Origin of the sequence: uncultured Methanobrevibacter sp. (assembly GCF_902769175.1) — an archaeon.
Lineage (GTDB): Archaea > Methanobacteriota > Methanobacteria > Methanobacteriales > Methanobacteriaceae > Methanobrevibacter.
In genome coordinates this window covers 14860-34793 of sequence record NZ_CACXNW010000025.1, presented here as the reverse complement: position 1 = coordinate 34793, position 19934 = coordinate 14860, and the positions used below count along the sequence as shown (strand labels likewise).

15 protein-coding genes are annotated in these 19934 nt (G+C 29.1%); 12 read left to right on the top strand and 3 right to left on the bottom strand.

From position 1 onward, the window contains the following. Positions 1-451: 451 nt before the first annotated feature. The 3 genes from QZV12_RS09700 (at position 452) to QZV12_RS09690 (ending at position 5030) form a co-directional block, all read left to right on the top strand. Positions 452-826 carry a hypothetical protein gene (locus QZV12_RS09700; protein WP_295620953.1) on the top strand — a complete coding sequence of 125 codons (375 nt, stop codon included), beginning with the start codon at positions 452-454 and terminating at the stop codon, positions 824-826. Between the two features lie 260 nt (positions 827-1086). Further along, positions 1087-1998, top strand: coding sequence for a hypothetical protein (locus QZV12_RS09695; RefSeq protein ID WP_295620950.1), 912 nt, complete (start codon positions 1087-1089; stop codon positions 1996-1998). A 128-nt stretch (positions 1999-2126) separates the two neighbouring features. After that, positions 2127-5030, top strand: a complete 2904-nt coding sequence (locus tag QZV12_RS09690; RefSeq protein WP_295620947.1) for a C1 family peptidase — start codon at positions 2127-2129, stop codon at positions 5028-5030. A 291-nt stretch (positions 5031-5321) separates the two neighbouring features. Here QZV12_RS09690 and QZV12_RS09685 read toward each other — a convergent pair whose 3' ends face one another. Both QZV12_RS09685 and aksF read right to left on the bottom strand, forming a co-directional pair. Next, entirely contained in the window at positions 5322-6818 is a 1497-nt protein-coding gene (locus tag QZV12_RS09685) for a class I adenylate-forming enzyme family protein (RefSeq protein ID WP_295620943.1), read from the bottom strand. Positions 6819-6961: 143 nt separating this feature from the next. Beyond that, positions 6962-7990 (bottom strand): homoisocitrate dehydrogenase, encoded by a 1029-nt coding sequence (gene aksF, locus QZV12_RS09680; RefSeq protein ID WP_295620940.1) that lies wholly within the window; start codon positions 7988-7990, stop codon positions 6962-6964. Positions 7991-8327: 337 nt separating this feature from the next. Between aksF and QZV12_RS09675 the strand changes: the two genes are divergently transcribed. Together QZV12_RS09675 and QZV12_RS09670 are read left to right on the top strand one after the other, a co-directional pair. Continuing rightward, a complete protein-coding gene (locus QZV12_RS09675) occupies positions 8328-8795 on the top strand; it encodes a HEAT repeat domain-containing protein (RefSeq protein WP_295620937.1) in 468 nt (155 codons plus the stop codon). A gap of 350 nt (positions 8796-9145) precedes the next feature. Beyond that, positions 9146-9601, top strand: a complete 456-nt coding sequence (locus QZV12_RS09670; protein WP_295620934.1) for a hypothetical protein — start codon at positions 9146-9148, stop codon at positions 9599-9601. Between the two features lie 184 nt (positions 9602-9785). Here QZV12_RS09670 and QZV12_RS09665 read toward each other — a convergent pair whose 3' ends face one another. Then, positions 9786-10577 (bottom strand): alpha/beta fold hydrolase, encoded by a 792-nt coding sequence (locus tag QZV12_RS09665; protein ID WP_295620931.1) that lies wholly within the window; start codon positions 10575-10577, stop codon positions 9786-9788. A 347-nt stretch (positions 10578-10924) separates the two neighbouring features. On the opposite strand from QZV12_RS09665, the gene nikR reads away from it, so the two are divergent. The 7 genes from nikR (at position 10925) to QZV12_RS09630 (ending at position 19877) form a co-directional block, all read left to right on the top strand. After that, positions 10925-11374 carry a nickel-responsive transcriptional regulator NikR gene (gene nikR, locus QZV12_RS09660; RefSeq protein WP_295620927.1) on the top strand — a complete coding sequence of 150 codons (450 nt, stop codon included), beginning with the start codon at positions 10925-10927 and terminating at the stop codon, positions 11372-11374. Positions 11375-11575: 201 nt separating this feature from the next. Further along, the gene (locus tag QZV12_RS09655; RefSeq protein ID WP_295620924.1) at positions 11576-12520 is read left to right on the top strand and encodes a methyltransferase domain-containing protein; all 945 of its coding nucleotides are present in this window, start codon (positions 11576-11578) and stop codon (positions 12518-12520) included. 147 nt (positions 12521-12667) lie between these two features. Continuing rightward, on the top strand, positions 12668-13363 hold the full coding sequence (gene hycI, locus QZV12_RS09650; RefSeq protein WP_295620921.1) for a hydrogenase maturation peptidase HycI: 696 nt from the start codon (positions 12668-12670) through the stop codon (positions 13361-13363). Positions 13364-13673: 310 nt separating this feature from the next. Next, positions 13674-14819 carry an ATP-grasp domain-containing protein gene (locus QZV12_RS09645; protein WP_295620918.1) on the top strand — a complete coding sequence of 382 codons (1146 nt, stop codon included), beginning with the start codon at positions 13674-13676 and terminating at the stop codon, positions 14817-14819. 378 nt (positions 14820-15197) lie between these two features. Further along, on the top strand, positions 15198-16271 hold the full coding sequence (locus tag QZV12_RS09640) for a glycosyltransferase family 4 protein (protein ID WP_295620914.1): 1074 nt from the start codon (positions 15198-15200) through the stop codon (positions 16269-16271). Between the two features lie 263 nt (positions 16272-16534). Then, positions 16535-18181 (top strand): Mur ligase family protein, encoded by a 1647-nt coding sequence (locus QZV12_RS09635; protein WP_295620911.1) that lies wholly within the window; start codon positions 16535-16537, stop codon positions 18179-18181. A 121-nt stretch (positions 18182-18302) separates the two neighbouring features. Further along, positions 18303-19877 (top strand): hypothetical protein, encoded by a 1575-nt coding sequence (locus QZV12_RS09630; RefSeq protein WP_295620907.1) that lies wholly within the window; start codon positions 18303-18305, stop codon positions 19875-19877. Positions 19878-19934: the final 57 nt, after the last annotated feature.

The window sequence follows — 19934 nt, the reverse complement described above, 5'->3', positions numbered from 1 at the left end:
ATCCAATTCATAAGAAAAAAAGTAAAAGATTTTTTTTTTTGGGATTTTGGAAAAAATTAAAAAAAATTTGGGGTCATGGATTTGATTTTTTTTTTTTTTTAAATTTGTGACACCCTCTCAATTTAGAAAATTTAAATTAATTCATATATTTTTAATTTTAATTTAGTTATTTTTTTTATTTTTATTCAGATTTTTTTTAATTTTAATTTAGTTTATTTTTTTTAATTTTAATTCAGATTTTTTTTATTTTAATTCATATATTTTTAATTTTTATTCAGATTTTTTTTAATTTTTAATCAGATTTTATATGATTTTGCAAAAAATTTAATAAAATTTAGATAAATTTAAATTTAATTAAATTTAATAATTAATTAATTATAATTAATTTCTAATTTTTTTAATTATAATTAATTTTAAATTATTTATTCAAAAACGTATATGGTGAGTTAAAATGGATAACAAATCGATTATAATAATAATTTTAGCAGTACTCCTAGTTATATGTATTTTTGCTGGTGTATTTATTTTTATGGGCTCCAACAATAATCAAGAAGATACTGTTGTTGCCAATGATACCTCTTCTGATGTCTCTGATGTAAGTCAGGGCAAAGTTTCTGAAGTAAAGAATGCAACTGTAAGTTCAAATTCCAATGAGCCTAAGAAATATGAGGATTGGCAAAAGGATTATGATACTGGCATGGTTGATGAGGATGGAAACCCTATTTACCGTTCTGTAGTGTCTACATCTGGAGGCCAAAATGATCCTGAAGTATATGAATCATATTGGTCAGAAAATGGTCCAATTAATGAAACGAAAATAGGTTAATCATTTTATTAATCTATTCAATTTATCTTTTTTTACTTTTTTTTTTATTTTTCACTTTTTCTAATCATAAACCTAATATTCTTTCTATTTTTTTTACAATTTTCATTTACTGTTTTTATTTTTTTAATCATTTTTTTAGACAATATCAAAAAAGCATGATTTTTCTTCAAAAATTTTTCATTTAATTTATATATAATAAAATAATAAAATATAAACATCAAACCAATTTATAGTATATACTAATTTGGGGGAACTTGTTGATGGAAAACTTAAATAAGATTATTGTTTTTTCAATAATTTTATCTTTATTAATTATCATCCCTACTGGTTTTGCGGCTGAAAGCAGTGTAGATTTTGCTGATGATAATTTAGCTAATGGAAACATTTTATCTGATAATTCGATAGATGAAGACAGTTTTTCCCTTAGCTTATCAAATGAAGATAATTTAAATGCTGTTGAAAACAATGATTTAATAAATGATGATGAACCTGCGAATGGAAATATAAATGAATACTATTTTGACTCAAATGCATTAGATGACAATGGAAATGGGTCTATTGATAATCCATACAAGACACTTAATGACGAAAGGATATTGTCTAATTCCATACTTCATTTTGCAAGTGGGGTTTACAACTACACTCCAAACGGTTATTATTATCATGATAACATCACTTTTTATGGACAGGATTCTGCTAATACAATAATATATAATCCTTTTGAGAATTACACATTTGAAGTTGCAAGAATATTTAATATTGAAAATATAAGTTTTAATAATCTTCAGATTGATTTAAAAGGAGATAATTCTCTTTTAAATGCTTCAAATGTTATTTTTTATAATTGTACTGCTAATCAGATAGATAATTCTGGAACATCCTGTGGTGGAGCGATTTCTTCATTTGATAAGAATAGCAGTGTAATTTTAAATAATTGTACTTTTAATAATAATCATGCTCTCTATGGAGGAGCTATTTTTACTGCAAACACTGATTTAAAGATAACTGATTGTCGATTCATTAATAATACTGCAAAATATTATGGGGGAGCCATTTATCAAATTTATGGTAATATGAGCATTACAAACTCTGGATTTGATTGCAATAATGCTACTGAAGGAGGAGCTGTATATATATATATATATATATATTTAGCAATAATGGCTTTTTAATTGAAAATAATGTCTTTGTCAATAACTTTGCAAGTAATTTTGGAGGAGCTATATACTCTTTCTATAATAGGAATTACACAATATCATCTAATCTTTATCAAAATAATTCTGCAAAGGACAATGAGGATTTGTATGAAAAGTCTGATTTGATAGTCATTGCAGATAATTATACATTCTTTAGATACAATTTTGAGACTGGTGAAGTAACTGAAACCCTTCCTAGCTATTATAATCTAGTTGATTATGGTTTTGTAAGTACAGTTAAATCTCAAAGCAATGGTGGAAATTGCTGGGCATTTGCTACAGTTGGAAGTCTTGAATCCGCAGTTATTAGAGCGATATATGACATGAATAGTTCTGGACTAATTTATAATTATACAGAATATGCAGACATTATAGACTTAATTAATAATGGAACTTCTTTGGTAACTCTAATTGACTATTCTGAAGAGAATATGAAAAATTTAGCTGCATTATATTCTCCTTACGGTTGGAAAATGGAAACCAACAATGGAGGATATGATGGGATGGGTATAGGCTATCTTGTTAGTTGGCTAGGTCCAATTTTTGAAGAAGATGATGTCTATTCACCTAACAGTATTTTATCTCCGATTTTAAATAGTGCAATGCATGTTCAGAATATAGTCTTTGTAGGAAGGAAAAATTACACTGAAAATGATATGGTCAAAAGAGCAATAATGAATTATGGTGCTGTTTTTGTCTCTGTCCGCTCTGGATATAGTACTTATAGCAATTACACATATATGTATAATAAGGATAATGGTACTTGTAATCATGCAGTGGCTATCGTTGGATGGGATGATGATGTTTATATTCCTGATGCTCCAGGTAAAGGTGCATGGATAGTGAAAAACAGTTGGGGAGATCATTGGGGTAAGATGAATGGTTACTTCTACCTTTCATATTATGATGTTAGTTCTCATAAGCCTGGTGCCATGGATGATGGTTTTGCAATCCTATTAAATGATACAATAAAATATGACAAAAATTACCAATATGACCTTGCAAAAACCGATTATTTCTTCAATAAAACAGATACTGTTTGGTATAAAAACATCTTCAATGCAGCTGATAATGAGTATTTGGCTGCAGTTTCAACCTATTTTGATAAGCCAAGCAATTGGGAATTGTCTGTTTATGTAAATGATATATTAAAATCCACTAAATCAGGATTTTCCAATACTGGATATTGGACTATTGACCTATTTGAACATGTCCCTCTAAATGCAGGAGACATATTTGAAATAGTATTCAAGATTAATGTAACTGGAGATGCAGGTGTTCCAATCGCTGAAACAGTTAGCCTAAATAATGAATTCTTTAGAGAAGGAATTTCATTCCTCAGCTATGATGGCAATGAGTGGTTAGATTTGTATAATTTAAGATGGATGGATTATCCTGGCCATACATACAATAATTCACAAGTTGCTTGCATAAAGGTATTTACTGTATTTGATGTCATTGATACTGTAACTTCTTTGGATATTGTTTACAATGGTTTCAATCCTGTAAATATCATAGCACATGTTTTAAATCAATATGGAAATCCTGTAAACTGTGGTAAAGTCTTATTTAACTTATCTGATGTTATTGTTCCTGTAAATGTATCTAATGGAGTGGCAAAACTTACATATGTATTTGAAACCGGATTGAATACAATCAATGCAGAGTTTGTTGCTTTTGGATATATCACTTCAAAAGCTAATGAAACTGTGGAAATATTAAAAATACCTGTTAATATGGAGGTGCATATTTCCGTTGATTTGGATACTGCATTGGTTAATATCACTCTCAATGATACAATCAATGAAACTGTCTTTATAGTTGTTGGAGATAGAAACTATTCAGTTAGAACCATTGATGGAAAAGCATCTAAATTTATAACTGATTTGCCTCTTGGTGAAAGCACTATTAAAATCCACCTTAATGATGACGTGTATTTCTGTCCGGATTTAGAAGATTTAATTACTGTGGAACAAAAAGGAACTTATATTGTTTTAAGCAATGTCGACACTGTTTTCCATAGTGGAAAAGCCTATAAGTTTAAATTGTTCTCTAGTGATGGAACTCCATTAAGTGGAAGAGAGCTTGTATACAGTTTAAATAATGTCAATGGCACAATTTTAACAGATGATAATGGTGAAGCGTCTTTAAATCTTAATTTAAATATTGGTAGTTTTAGTTTCAATATCCAGTTTAATGGTGAAAAGATGTATGCTCTATCTTCCAATTCATCTGTGATTAATGTAAAATCAAGCATAAATCTTCCTACAGCCAATTACACTTATGGATCAAATTACATTGTTCAATTCTTGAATGGTGATTGTAAAGCATTGGCAAATCAATCTGTATCAATTGTTTTTGCTGGAAAAACATATAACCTAAAAACAAATGATTATGGAAAAGTAAGCATTGCAAATACCCTTAAGCCAGGAACCTATACTGTAAAGATTAAAAACCCAATCACTTCAGAGGAAAAAACTCAAACAATCAAGGTAGTAAAGAGAATCACTGAAAATAAGAATTTGGTAATGTATTATGGTGCTGGTTCAAGCTATAAGGTCAGAGTTTATGATGATTACGGCAAGATTGCAAAGAATGGTTCTGTCAAATTTACCGTAAAAGGCAAAGACTATTACAGAAGAACCAATAATCAGGGATATGCTTATCTTAAAATAAATGGCAAACCTCAGAAATTTGTTGTTGTTGCTTCATATAAAGGATTTGTAGTCAAGAATAATGTAACTATTAAAACAACTTTAGTAACTTACAATATCACTAGAAAAAGAGCTCGCATCATTAATTTCAAAGCAAGATTGCTTAATAGCAAAGGTAAGGTCTTAAAGAATAAGTATGTTACATTTAAGTTAAAAGGCAAAACATACAAATCAAAAACAAACTCTAAGGGAATTGCCACTTTAAAACTTAAATATTTAGGATTAGGCAAATATACTGTTTATTCCACTTATGGCAAATTAACCAATAAGAACATTTTAAGAGTAAAAAGATGATTTTTTAAAATAGAAATAGTTTATTTAAACATTCCTTTTTAGGAATGTTCTTATTTTTTTTTAAAATTAGATTCACATACTTGTTTTAGATTTTATTTGAACTTTTTTTTTTAAAAGTAGATTAAAATTATTTTTAAATTAGTTTTTATATACTTTTTTTTTAAAATTAGTTTTAAGATATTTTTTTTAAATTAGATTAAATGATTTTTTATACTTTCATTTGAACTTTTTTTAATATTATAATTAAAAGATAAAAAAGTGTATTAAATAAAAAAAGATTAATTAGAGAAATTATTCTTCTAATTTTTCAGAATACATTTCTCTTAATTCTCTTCTAAGCAATTTCCAACCATTTACTCTTGGAAGCTCATCCATAGTAAATATTTTTCTTGGAACCTTGTATCTTGCTAAATATTCTTTTGCATATTCAACTAATCCTTCAGGATCTTCTTCCTCTTTCCATACAACAGCAGCTACTGGAAGTTCACCTCTATGACAATCTCCAATACTGAAAATCGCTATTTCCTCTACTTTTGGATATTTGATTAATGTTTCTTCAACTTCTGTAGGATAAATCTTCCATCCACTCATTACAATCATGTCTTTTTTCCTGTCTGTAATGAATAAACGTTCATCATCATCAATATAACCAATATCTCCAGTTAGGAACCATCCATCTTCAAGGAAAGATTCTTTTGTTTCTTGTTCCATTCCCCAATATCCTTTAGCTATTGCAGGTCCTCTAAGAGCAATCTCTCCATGTTCAAAGTGTCCTAATGTTTTATTGGCATCATGGTCATCAACGATTTTAAGTTCAGAGAAGCATACTGGATGCCCTACACTTTCATATCTGTCTGCTGTAACATAATCTTCAGGCCTAATCACTGTTCCAGTACCAATTACAATGGTTTCAGAAAGTCCATATGCATTTATAATAGGAATATTGTATTGCTTCATGAATTTCTTCCATATTTTCTTATGCAATGGCCCTCCGCCACTTATAATTTCCCTAACTGTTTTTAGGTTTTCCCTTTTCTCTTCTTCTAAGTTTGTCAATGTGTGAATTACTGGAGGCATACCTGATAAAACAGTCACCTCTTCATTTTTGCATAATTCAAGGTATTGATTGATTTCAAAAAATTTCATCATTATGGTCAATGCTCCAGCTCTTAGAGCTCCTATTGCCCATAATATTCCTACATGTGCCATTGGATAAATGCAGAGGAATGTATCTTTTTCCTTATAGGTCAATACATCACATGCATTATGAATTGCAGTAAACCAATTTCCATGGGTTAGCATGGATCCTTTAGGTTTTCCAGTTGTTCCTGAAGTGTATTGCAATTGACATAAGTCTTCCCAATCAGTTTCTTCAGGTGCTATAACTGCACTTCCTTCAAAGCTTTCACAGTTTTCTATGATGTAAGCTTGAGTATCTAATTCTTTTATGGTTTCTTTTGCCTCATCATCAGTGATTATTAGTTTTGCATCTGCATCATTTATCATATAGTTCAATTCTGATGATGTCAATATTCTATTGGTTGGGATAGCTATTGCACCTATTCTCCATATTGCAAGAAGTGAGAATATGTATTCTGGTGAGTTATTTAAATAAATAAGTACTCTATCTCCTTTTTCAATTCCTTTATCTTTTAAGCTTTGCCCAATTCCAGATACAATAGACAACACTTCTGTTGAATTGTATCTTAAATCTCTTAAAGGGCAATAAAATACATTTTTGTCTAATCTACGTGCATTTGCATCGAGAAATGTAGTTATATTTAACATATTACGCCTCTTTTTATTGTAATTCATAAAAATTATTAGTAAAATCATCTAAGTTTTGCAGATAATTTATTAGTAAAATTATGGTACTGTTTTGCAAGTATTCTATGAAAAAATAATTTTTTATTATTTTATTGTTTAAATAATTAACATAAGTTCTTTATTTCTTTGATAACTTCATTTGCAACATCCATTGTCTTATCATTTCCACCTAAGTCGGGTGTTTTTACTTTTCCTTTTTCCAAGACATTTTCACAAGCTGTTCTTACTTTATCTGCCCAATAGTCTTCATTTAAATATTCAAGCATCATTGAAACGGATAAAAGCATAGCTATTGGGTTGGATATATTATTTCCTGCAATATCTGGTGCAGATCCATGAACTGGTTCAAAGATTCCATGTTCATCTCCAATATTTCCAGATGGTGCAAGTCCCAATCCTCCAACAAGCCCTGCTGAAGCATCAGACAATATGTCTCCAAAGAGGTTGCTTGTAACAATCACATCAAATTCCTGTGGCTTTGTCAATAGGTACATTGCTGTTGCATCCACATAATAATCATTGGTTTTTATATTTGGATAATCTTTAGCCACTTTATAAAATGATTCCTTAAAGACTCCATCTGTCTTTTTAAGCACATTTGCCTTATGTGCGCAAGTGACAGATTCCTTATTTAGTTTAATTGCTTCTTCAAAGGCAAGTTTTGATATCCTTTCGCTTGCCTTTTTAGTAATCACTCTATGTGCTATTGCTTTTTTATCTATAATTGAATTGTCTTCAGACTTAATTTCTTCTATAGATTCATTTCCAGAGTATAATCCTTCAGTATTCTCTCTTACAATAAGGAAATCCAAGTCATCAAATAGGCAATTTATTCCTTTAAATGATTTTATAGGTCTTAAATTTGCATAAGTATCCAATTCTTGACGGAGTGTAATGATTGGGCTTTTTTGTCCTGGAGTTGAAGTTATTGCTCCAAAAAGGGTTGCTTTTGCATTTTTAGCAATTTTTATTGTTTCTTCAGGTATGGTTGTTCCATTCTTTTCAAAGCATTCTCTGCCTGCTTCCGCTTCGATGAAATCAAAGTTCAAATCTATGGATTCAAGCACTGCCACTCCTGCTTCTGTAACCTCTTTTCCAATTCCATCTCCATCTATTCTAGCTATCTTTATCATCATTTACAGGTCCTTTAATTTATTTAAATAATTATTTCATTTTAAATATATTATGTTTTTAATTTATAATCTTTTTCAATTTAAAACTATAATGTATATTAAGGTACATTATTGCATTTTATAATTTCTCATCCCTTTAACAAAAATGGTTTTATTTGTAATGTATAATATTGTTCGTAACAAGTCGAAATATTTATATACTTGTAAATTATAATAATAATTAAGTACATTCAATTGTAAAGATAAGTATAGATAATTATTCATATGGTTGAATGATTGTAGTTTAATTAAAATAATAGAATATTTTTGATAATTAATGTTTTAGGACGGTAATATTATGGAAAAATCAATTGATGAACTCATATTAGACTTAAAAGATGAGGATGACTTTGTTAAGGAAGAAGCAATTGGTTCACTCGAGCTTAAAGGTGAAGAAGCAGTTGAACCTCTCATTGCAGCTTTAGATGAAAGAAACAAAGACATTAAGCTTGGTGCAATAGAAGTCTTAAAAGCTATTGGTGACAAGAGAGCTATCCCTGCACTTGTTAAAACTTTAGGTGACAGAAACAAATTGGTAAGAAGAGAAGCTTCTACCGCTTTAACTACTATGGGTGATGAAGCAATTGAACCTGTTATTGCAGAATTGGATAATCCTAAATGGAGAGTTAGAGGAGCAGCTTGTTGGATCTTAGGAGCACTTGATGCTAAGGAAGCTCTTCCAAAACTCGAAGAATTATTAAATGACGAAAGCTCTTTTGTACAATATGGTGCAAAAGATGCAATCAATAGATTAAGTGGTGAATAATTAATTTTATTCATTATTTTTTTTTTTATTTTTAATGTTTTTGCTCTTTTTGATATTTGCTATATTTTGCTAGTTTTCACTATTTTTTACTATCTTTGATATTTGCTATATTTTGCTAGTTTTCACTATTTTTTACTATCTTTGATATTTGCTATATTTTGACTATTGATTATTTAATTTCAGCTATTTTTTAAAATATTGCTTATTATTTTTAATCTATTTTTAGTTTTCAATTGCTGTCTATAAATTTATTTATAATGCATTACATAATATAATTAAATAAGAAAGATTAATATTTTAAATTCAAATACAGAAGTTTTATTAAAAATTATATCTAAAGGTTTTTATTTATGATAACAATTACTAAAGAAGAAGAAAATGTCCTAAATCAAATTAAATCATATTCTGATGAAAAAGTAGACGTTTCCATTATTAAAGAAGATTTGGGGATTTATGAACACGATTTGAATGACCTATTGAAAAGTTTGGATTCAAAAGGATTGGTAAATTATGATGGATCTACAGTTATGCTAAAAGAAGTGGATAAGGAGATAAATACTGTAAATTCAAAGGAAGATGTGCTTAATGCTGAATTGAACCAAAAAGAAAAGTCATCATTTGAAATTATAAAGTCCTTACAGGATGATGAAGGTTTTGTCTCAAGATATGAAATTGAAGGAAACCTTTTATATGGTGAGTTAAAATTATCTGATTTTAGAATGTATCATATTTTATTGTCATTAGAGAATAAAGGGCTAATTGAAGCAGTTTATAGAAAAAATGGAGATTATTATAAGGTTTTATAATAATCAATTTCTTTTTTTTATTTTTTTAAAATCAATATTTGTTTAATTTCTTTTTATAATCTTTTTTTATTTATTTAGAAATCAATATTTTTTGTTTATTTCTTTTTATAATTTTTTATTTATTTGAAATCAATACTTTTTAGAGAATTTCATTTAAGCTATTTTTTCATCTGATTATAAATCATTACTCTATTTTTAGCATGAATTCATCAATTATCTCAATTATCCTTGAAATATTTCTGCCAATTAAAAGTTTATGCTTTGTCTTTTCAAGAACAATTAACTCAGAACCTTTAATGTTCTCCTGGATTTTCTTTTGAATATTCAAATCGGTTAAATCATCCTCTTCTCCAGCTATCACTACTGTAGGAACATCAATCTCATTTAATCTATCAGTGACATTAAATCCATATCCTGCTTTGATTCCGTTTTTGATTCCTTCAATATTTGCTACCTTTGCTGCTTCATATTTAAGGGATTCCAATACTTCCTTATTCTCTTCAATCATATCTTCAGTTAATGTATAAGGTAAAATGATATCAAAGAACTCAACAAATCCTTGATTGATTCCATTTTCAAAATCTTTAAAAATTCCCCTTAATCTTTCGTCAAGTTCTGGGAAACTGGACATGATTATCATTCCATTCACTTTTTCAGGATGATTGAGAACTAAATCCAAAATTACATTTCCCCCTAATGAAAGACCAATGAAAACAGCATTGTCTATATTCAATTCATTTAATAGGCAGTAGAGGTCCTCTTGATATAAGTCTATGCTTGATTGCCTATCATCATCTCCAGAGCTTCCATGCCCTCTTAAATCATAGGTTAAAACTTGGTATCTGCTTGCTAACTCATTAGTTAAAATATCCCAATAGTGTAAATTATCAGACAATCCATGAACAAAAACAATTGTTTTGCCTTCTCCTTTAAGCTGATAGTTAATATTTATATTATTTGCTTTTATTTCAGACATAATATTCTATTATTTTTTCATGTTTTATAAAATTTTTTAAAGTTTGTGATTTTGTATAATTTTTGTTTAATTATTTGATAAATTGATTATCAATTTGTTTGAATGAATAATTTAAAAATTCTTTATTTTTGAGAAAAATAATAATGAACGATATCAAATTAAAGCATTTAATGGAAAAGTATAGCATTTTTTCCATTTTTATGGAATTTTTTTAGTAATATTTATATTCTATAAAGTAATAATATATTAATATATTAATAATAATTTGGAAATTCATATTAATTAAGCAATACTTGATTAAAAGACAATTATTATTAAATATTGTATTGTAGTTTTAGGTGTTTTATATGATGAGAATAAGTATGTCTTTACCAAAAAAACTTTTGGCAGAGTTTGATGAAGTTTTAAAAGACAGGGGTTATCAATCACGTTCGAAAGGGATTCGCGATGCTTTAAGCGATTATATTTTGAGATATCAATGGATGAGTGAAATGGAAGGTCAAAGAGTAGGTGTCATCACCATTATCTACGATCATCATTTCACAGGAGTTATGGAAAGCTTAGCAAACATCCAGCATGATTTTAGAAAGGAAATTAACGCTAGCATGCATATTCATATGACTCAAAAGTACTGTATGGAAGTTATTGTTGTAAATGGGGATGTTACACAAATCAGAGATCTCACCGAAAGAATGATGAGACTTAAAGGTGTAGAGCATGTTAAACTTACTAGTACAGCAAATGGCGAGTCTTTAGACCATGAACATGACCATAATGAGGATCATGTACATATCTAATTTCTAACTTTTTTTATTTTATATCATTTAGGATTTAATTTGTTAATCTTAAATGATTTTTTAAATTATTATTCATTTTAAGGGGTTATTTTTTAAAATTAATCATTTTTTGAGTATATTTTTCATTAAAATTGTGGAAAATCTGGAGTAATTTTTCACTGTTTCAAATTTTTTATCAAATCTTATTGTTTAGGCGTTACTATGAAATTTAACGTTAATTCTTATCATTTCAAGCTTTTAAGGGATTATGAAAGGCTAAGTGCTTTTAAGGAAGCTATTGATGATTATATGGTGGAAATAGATAATGGTTCATACAATAATGGAAATGGTGATTTGAAATCTTCATCAAGAATTGCCTTTGATTTGGGATGTGGTTCTGGCGTTTTAAGCTATTTTGCAAAGGACTATATGGATAATATTATTGCTATTGAGTTAAATAATTCAACCTATCAATTAGCTAAAGAGAACCTTAAAGAATTCGATAATGTTTATGTCTTCAATGATGATATATTAAGCTTTGATTTCAGCAAATTAAATGAAAAGGCAGACCTGATTATATGTGAAATGTTAGATACTGCACTGATTGATGAGGAGGAAGTTCCTGTATTGATTTATGCAAAGAAATACCTAAAGGAAAATGGAACAATCATTCCTCAGGGAATCATAAATTCTGCAGAACCTATTTTTATGAATAATCATTTCATTCAGTATGAAGATGATGAATACGCTCCAGTTTATATTGCTTTAGGAAAACCGGTTATTTATAGTGAATTAAATTTCCTGGATGATCTTGATTCTAATTTTAGTGCAGAAATAGAGTTTATGGTATATGGAGAAGATGACTTAAAGTCAATGGGCTTTGAAGAGAAATTAGCTGATGAGAAGTTTGAAAGATTCAATCTAAAAGATAATTTTAATATCGAGGAAAATAAATTAAAGATTAATGGCATTAAGCTAACCACTTTCACCAATTTGAATGAAAATATTATTTGTGGACCTACTCCTATGTTAAATCCTTCTATGATGGTTCCGATTGAAGAAGTGGAGCTAAATTGTGGAGATTCGGTTCGGATAAAACTTGAATATGTTATGGGCGGTGGAGTGGAAACCATAAGGACTGAGATTTTGGAAATAGTTCATAATTAAAAACTTTATTTAAATGATGTTCAAACACAAATTTTTTTTTAGCATTTCATTCAAAAATTCATTGAAATCATTAAAAAAATTTAAACTTTAGTTGTATTTCAAGTGTAAATTCTTTAAGCTTTTTCAAATTATAATGATTGTGATAAAATGTCAAAAAATTGTGAAAAAATAAGCAAGGAAATTGATTTATTTTTAGAAAATTCTGATTCTCTACTTATTTTAGGTATAGGAAATGATATTCGTGGAGATGATGGTTTAGGACCATATATTATTAATCAATTATCTATTTTAAAAGAAAATATCTTAAATAATTTAAATTCAAAGGATAATAATGGAAAAAATAATCCAGATTTTCTTAATAATCAAGATAATGATTTTGAGTTTTTTGATAATGTAATTGATATTAACACTGGAAATACACCTCTAAATGAAGGTCTTTATTCGTATTTTAACGAATTAAATGTTGATGTAAATGAGTCATGGATTGAAAGATTGGAAAAGACATTTTTGATAAATGGTGGTTCAGTTCCTGAAAATTTCACTGGACTCATAAAAAAATGTGATCCTTCTCATATAATTCTAATTGATGCCAGTTTAATGAATAAGGAAGCTGGTGAAATAAATATTGTAAATAAGGACAATATTGTAGATATAAGCATTTCAACCCACTCAATGTCATTAGCTTATTTGATTAAATATTTGCAGTTGGAAAAGGAGTACAATATTCTTTTCATTGGAATAGAACCTGAAATAATGGAGTTGTCCTTTGAATTGTCACCTAAAATTAAGGATTCTTCAGATATGCTTATTAAATTGTTGTTTAATAAGATTTTAGGAGTTTAATCTTTTATTTTATTTTTATATTTTTGAACTTTTTTAATATTTTTAGCTTTTTTAATCTTATTTTATTTTTTAGTTTTTGAATGTTTTTTATATTTTTAGCTTTTTTAATCTTATTTTATTTTTTATATTTCTACTATTTTTTAATATTAAGAAATACTTTTAATCAGTTTTTAATTTTTTTCTAACTATTTAGCTTATTTTTTCAATTTATTGGGATTGTTCTTTTTTTCATCTTCCAATCTCTTTTAAGTAAATTTTATTTAACATGATTCTAAATATAATATTAGATTAAAGAATTCTGTGTGATTATATGAAAGTTTTATTTATTGGATCAAGATTATACGATGATGTGGCATATCATGTAGATAAATTAGGTATTGAAAGCATCATTACCGAATCAAATGAAGAAGCTCCTAATTTGGATTTGCCAACAAGATATTATATAGTTCCAAGAGGAATGGATAAGCCTATGGAAATAGCTATTGGAGAGGAAGTTAATGCTATTGTTCCTCTTTTAGGCATTGACCCTCCATTGATGGATGTAGCATTAATGAAGGAGGAAATTGAGGAAAAGCATAATATTCCAGTAATCTCATCAAATTTTAATGCAGTTGAAATAGCATCTGATAAAGTCAAAACTAAAGAATTCTTTAAATCAATCAATCTTAATGTGCCTCCTGCAAATGTTTTAAGCAAGGATGACTTTGAAACAGAGGAAGAGTTTATTGAAAAATTAGGCTTTGATTTCCCAATCGTTTTAAAGCAATCAGAAGGGCAAGGAGGTAAGGATATTTGCATAACCAATGAATTCAAGGATGTATTGGATTATTTTGACAGCTTTAATCAAGCTTTGATTGAAAAGTTCATTGAAGGAAGTGAAGTTTCAACTGAAGTGATTGGTTGGAATGGAGAATATCTGCCATTGGTTCCAGTATACAAGGGAGAAACCAGTTTAGAAGGAATTCATCCAATAAAAAGGCTTAGATATGGTCCTTGTGATTTTGAAGCAATGGATAATGAAGAGTTTAGGAAAATAGCCAAGCATATTGCAACTAATCTTAAATCTGAAGGAACAATTGATATGGACTTGATTTATTCAAAGAATGAAAATAAGGTTTATGCAATTGAAATCAACACTCGTCCAAGTGGTACAAGGTATCTGTCCTTTGCATGTACAGATTTAAACCCATTGAATCTGCTTGTGGATATTGCTGTAGGTAATTTCAATCTAACAGATCTTGAAAATGAGATTAAAGACTATTGTGCATTGGAAGTGCCGATAGGTGATTATGAAGGTCCAGAACCTCAAGAACCTATAAAAGAGTATATCAATGGCAATTTTATTGTTCATGGTCCTAAAGGATATCAAAGAATCACTATTAGAGGAAAAACCTATGATGAAACTTTTAAAATAGCCAAAGATTTAACTGGAAATGATTATTCTAGTGGATTCTAATTAATAGGTAATTTTTTGATTTTCCTATTAATTTTAACTTTATTTTTCAATTATATATATTTTTAATACTTTTTTTTAAAATCAAACAATTCTTATTTTTTATTTTAAACTTTTATCCCATTTAAACAGACTTATTTTTCAAATATTTCCTTAATGATGTTGTTTTGATATTATCAAATTCTTTATGTTAATATCATTTTTTTATATATAAATAAAAATTTAAATATTATGATTTATATAAAATATTATAATATAATGTACATTTAGGTAAAATTTAAAATTTTTTTTTTTTAATAGATTTTTAAATTTATTTTTCGCTTTTAAATTTACATTTTTTTTATTATTATTTAAAATTTTTATTGCATAAGCGTGATGAATATGGCTTTGAAGAATATCTTATTGAAATTTCTAATTACTTTCTTTGCAACAGTTCTCTTTACCTGGTTTGTAAGGAAAGCTTTAAGGGATGCCCATCTAACTGACAACCCTATTGTAAGTGAACATAGACATAAGGCGGGAACTCCAACAATGGGTGGAATCGCTTTCTTATTTACCGTTTTGCTTATACTTTCACTGTATTTCAGAAATCAGGATATTTTAATCATTTCATTTATCATGCTTACTGGTGGAGTAATGGGATTGCTTGATGACCTATTAGGACTTAGAATTAAGGAATATCAAAAAGTGGTTAAGAATGTCAGTAATTCTGTTGTTCCTGTCGGATTGCTTGATTTAGGTGTAGGTGAAGAGGCAAGAGTCACTACCGAAAAGGCAAAAAAAGATGTTGTACCTTTAATTGAAGAAGGCAAATTAGAGCTTGTAGCTGAAATACCGATTAAATATGAGCCAAGTGAAGAGGTAAAGATTATTGTCCAATTAATACCTGGTTTGTTCTTGGCCTTTACTGGTGTTGTAACTACCTTAGGAGGATATGAATTAGGTTTATTAGCAATTCCAATATTGATGATAGGTGTTTTAGGTTCAATCAATGCAATAAATCTTATCGATGGAATGGATGGTTTGGCTGCAGGTATTGTAGCTATAGCATCTGCTTTCTGCTGTCTTTATGGAGTCATGTTTGGAAATCCTTCAGCTGTTTATCCATTTGGTTTGCTTGGAACAATATGCCTTGGTTTTTTAGTCTTTAACAAATACCCTGCTTCAATATTTATGGGAGATACTGGATCCTTTGCTTTAGGTACAGGATATGCAGCAGCAGTCTTATTGACTGATATGCCTTACTATGGAGTGCTTGCATTAGCTGTGCCGATTGTATCCACTATCATTAGCCTAATGCATAGGGCTCATATAATTACCTTGCCTGTAGAACCTTTGCATCATACCTTGAATTATAAGGGGATTTCAGAAGTCAAGATTGTCTTATCCTATTGGCTATTGACTTTTGCAGTATGTGTAATAGGTATTTTAGTAAAATTATACCTTTTCTCATAATCAATTATATTTAAGGAAATCATTAGAATTATAATCAATATTTATAGGAATCATTAGAATTATAATCAGTTATATTTAAGGAAATCATTATAATTATAATCAATATTTATAGGAATCATTAGAATTACTAATCAATTATTAAGTGAACTCTTTAAGAATTTTAACTCATAATAAAGTTTTAAAAAGCTTTATTCAATAATTTTATATTTTTTATTTTTTTATTTTTCTTTATTTTCATAATCAATACTTTTTAAGGGATTAAAATGTCAAAAACATATTTTTTAAATGAATTAGCAGATTCAGTATCTTCTTTAAACACTTTTTCCATTAATCAACTTGCAGATTCAATCGGAGGCAAGATTTATGGTTCAAATGATTACAAGCCTTCAAATGGATTTACAGGAATATTTGAAACTTTAAATGAAGCTCAAGAAGGAGACATTGTAATCAGGCACTGGATTAATGGCAAAGGTGTGGAAATAGCAAATGATAAGAATGTAGCTTGTCTGATTACTTTAAATCCAAAAGAAGACGCATTGGAAATGGCTGAAAAACTCCAATTTCCAGTGATAGTGGTGGATCGTATTGAATTTGCAAATGCATTTGCTATTAAATGGACAATTGACAATTTGGTTCCAAATTCAAAAAGAGTGGTTATCAGTGGAACAAACGGCAAATCAACAAGTTCCCATTTGATTTATCATATCTTATCCCATGCAGGATATAATGTATTTACAAATACTGATGCAAAATCTGAATTCAATACTTTAATAGACCCTATGGTTGCTAAACTAATCTCTGAAGAGGTTTTGTCCAAGCAGGGAATAGATCCAAGAATATTCAATTTCATTTGCGATATTCCAAACAAGGAAGTCTTTGACTATTTGGTCATTGAAGTGTCAGAAGTTCAAGGTTGGGGCACTGATTTAATGAAGGATCATGCTTTAATCATGTCATCTGCAATCAATCCTGATGTTGGTGTAGTGACAAATGTTGCAATGGACCACATTGGGCTTGTAAACTCAATTGAAGACGTTTTTAAAGAGACATCAGGTGTAGTGAAAGCTACAGATAAAGGTGGAATAGTTTTAAACTTTGATGATGAGAATGTTTTGGCCATGAAGGAATTTGCAAATGATGGCGTTGACACTTACTTCACTTCAATGGATAAGGCAGCTATTGAGGCTTACGAAGCAGAGATTGATAAGAAGGTTTACTTTGACAGTGAAGAAAAGGCTATCATTGTTGATGGAAATGCCATTTTGAAATTTGAAGAGCTTCCTTTCACAGGAACTCATTTCATTAGAAATATCCTTTCTTCAATTTCAGCATGCTTGTCTTTAGACATTCCTATAGAAGACATAAAAGAGGGAGTAAAGACATACAGGCCTTTAAGCAGAAGATTTACAAGATTGTATGATGAGCCTATTGTTATAGATGACTTTGCACATAATCCTGATGGAATAAAGAATACTGTCGGGGCAACTTATGATTTGGCAGAGCAATTGGATAAAAATGACCTTTATATTGCCTGTGCAATTAGAGGCTCTCGTGGAGAGACATTAAATGGCCTTAATTCAGAGGCTTTGGCAGAAGTGATTAAGGAATTGCGTCATAGGAATGATGATTCAATTGAAAATGACAGCAATGCTAAAAAGAGAAAAATCTATTTAAGCTTATCCTCAAGCGTTGACTTGGTTGATCATTTGAATCATGTTGAAGACTTTGAAAAGAATATTTTCTTTGCTAATTTAGACAAGGAACATATTAAATATAATCATTTTGAAAAGTTATATGACACTTTAGGATATATTATGGAAACTGCAGATAATGATGATGTGGTTTTATTGATTGGTGCACAAGGTATGGATCCTGCATCAGATGTATTGAAAGACATTTTAGGACATTGAATTATTTAGAATTTATAATGATAATTAAGATGATTTGATTGATTTTTTCTATTCAAATCATGGTTTTTGTTTACTTAATAAATTATTTAAGTTTCATTCATTTTTTAAAAGGGATGATAGCATGAGTGAATTTTGTTTTAGTTTCTTGGAAAATCAATTTAGGGATATTTATCTAGACTGTGCTAGGATGGATAAGAATCTTATTGAAGGAGATGGTGTTGAGGCTATTCTGATTGCAGGTAGAATTGCTGAAAAGATCACTAAATCAATCTTTGCTTTTGAAGGAATTAAAGATGAAGAAAACAGCCAATTCCGACGAATTGAAAAGTTGAACAATGCCAATATCCTGCCGAAGAATATAAAAAATGACTTTTCAAGGCTTAGAAGATTAAGAAATGATGTTTACCATAATACTGTAAATGGTGATGGAACCGGCGGATTCAAATCTCCATCACAATGCAACCGACCATATGTTCAAAATGGTGGTCTTAGAGATTATAAAACTGGTTTTAATGAAGTAAAGAAATTCAAATCCTCTTCAAATGGCGAAAATGAAAATTTTAATGAAAGTAAAGCTCAATCTAATTCAAATCCACTTTTATCAAAGGATTCTGCAAGTGAAGTAAGTGGAGAATTGCAGGCTGCAAGCGAAGCTCATAAGATTATATTCAATATCTGTGTCTGGTTTTATGTAAATTATTCTGGAGATAAGGACTTTATTAGGCCAAAATATAAGCTTAGCAGAAGAACACAGGATGCAGACTTTTTGATTAGGCTAAAATCAGCAATTAATGATGGAGAAGACTTTATAAGATTAAGGCAATCCAGTCCAAACAATGAAATCATTCAAATTCTCAATGAATTGTACATTCCGAAGCATGAAGATGAAAAGGATGAAAATCTTGTTTATGGAATAAACAATCAGGAAATAAAGATTAGGCAACCTGGAGTCCCTTACTCTCAATGCTTGGGAATTTCTTACGATGACAATCTTTTCATGTGGAAAGCGGAACATGGAAATAAGGATTTGGGATTATACCAATCTTCTAAGGAAGCTTATGAAGCAAGAGAAATATATATCAGTTCTTTGCCTATGCCTAAAAAGGTTAAAGGAGATTATTCCAATGCAAGAGGCATTTCCTTTAGCAAAATACAGAAATTATGGTCTGCAAGCGTTAAAGGTCAAATAATTTCATATCATGCAACTGAAAATGAAGCCATTAAAGCAAGAAAAGACTATCTAAAGGAAAATGGTTTGGTTGATGTTAAAGTTAAAGGCGGATTTAAAACTATCACCATTGAAGAAAGGGATAGGTTAAGAGCAAAAGCAAATAAGAAAACCAATAAGAAGGAAAGCAAATCTAAGCCAATCAAGTCAATTGATTCAAAGACAAGCATTAAAGATGAAATCAACAAAAACAAACTAAATTCTAATGTTGAACAGTCTAAAAAGAAATCTAATAAATTAGATTATGCTGAAGAGTTTAAGAAGGAAAATAAAAGCAAAGTCAAAGTTGAAGGTGGAAAAAAGAGCTCTCCAAACAATGCCAATAAGAAGGTAAAAGTAAGTGGCGGATCAAGAGTTTCCAACAAATCCAAAAAGTCAAAAAAATCAGAATCCACATTAAATAAGAAGAAATCCTCTAAGTATAAGGGGGTCTACTATGAAGAAGGCTTATTCATGTGGAGTGCTTAAGTTGATGGAAAGCATTTAGGATTATTCCCTTCTGAAGAGGAAGCTCATGAAAAAAGA

Coding starts and splice junctions, on each gene's coding strand:
- QZV12_RS09645 (WP_295620918.1), top strand. CDS start 13,674: ATGAAAGTTTTATTTATTGGATCAAGATTATACGATGATGTGGCATAT.
- QZV12_RS09685 (WP_295620943.1), bottom strand. CDS start 6,818: ATGTTAAATATAACTACATTTCTCGATGCAAATGCACGTAGATTAGAC.
- QZV12_RS09635 (WP_295620911.1), top strand. CDS start 16,535: ATGTCAAAAACATATTTTTTAAATGAATTAGCAGATTCAGTATCTTCT.
- aksF (WP_295620940.1), bottom strand. CDS start 7,990: ATGATAAAGATAGCTAGAATAGATGGAGATGGAATTGGAAAAGAGGTT.
- QZV12_RS09640 (WP_295620914.1), top strand. CDS start 15,198: ATGGCTTTGAAGAATATCTTATTGAAATTTCTAATTACTTTCTTTGCA.
- QZV12_RS09675 (WP_295620937.1), top strand. CDS start 8,328: ATGGAAAAATCAATTGATGAACTCATATTAGACTTAAAAGATGAGGAT.
- QZV12_RS09670 (WP_295620934.1), top strand. CDS start 9,146: ATGATAACAATTACTAAAGAAGAAGAAAATGTCCTAAATCAAATTAAA.
- QZV12_RS09700 (WP_295620953.1), top strand. CDS start 452: ATGGATAACAAATCGATTATAATAATAATTTTAGCAGTACTCCTAGTT.
- hycI (WP_295620921.1), top strand. CDS start 12,668: ATGTCAAAAAATTGTGAAAAAATAAGCAAGGAAATTGATTTATTTTTA.
- QZV12_RS09665 (WP_295620931.1), bottom strand. CDS start 10,577: ATGTCTGAAATAAAAGCAAATAATATAAATATTAACTATCAGCTTAAA.
- QZV12_RS09630 (WP_295620907.1), top strand. CDS start 18,303: ATGAGTGAATTTTGTTTTAGTTTCTTGGAAAATCAATTTAGGGATATT.
- nikR (WP_295620927.1), top strand. CDS start 10,925: ATGATGAGAATAAGTATGTCTTTACCAAAAAAACTTTTGGCAGAGTTT.
- QZV12_RS09695 (WP_295620950.1), top strand. CDS start 1,087: ATGGAAAACTTAAATAAGATTATTGTTTTTTCAATAATTTTATCTTTA.
- QZV12_RS09655 (WP_295620924.1), top strand. CDS start 11,576: ATGAAATTTAACGTTAATTCTTATCATTTCAAGCTTTTAAGGGATTAT.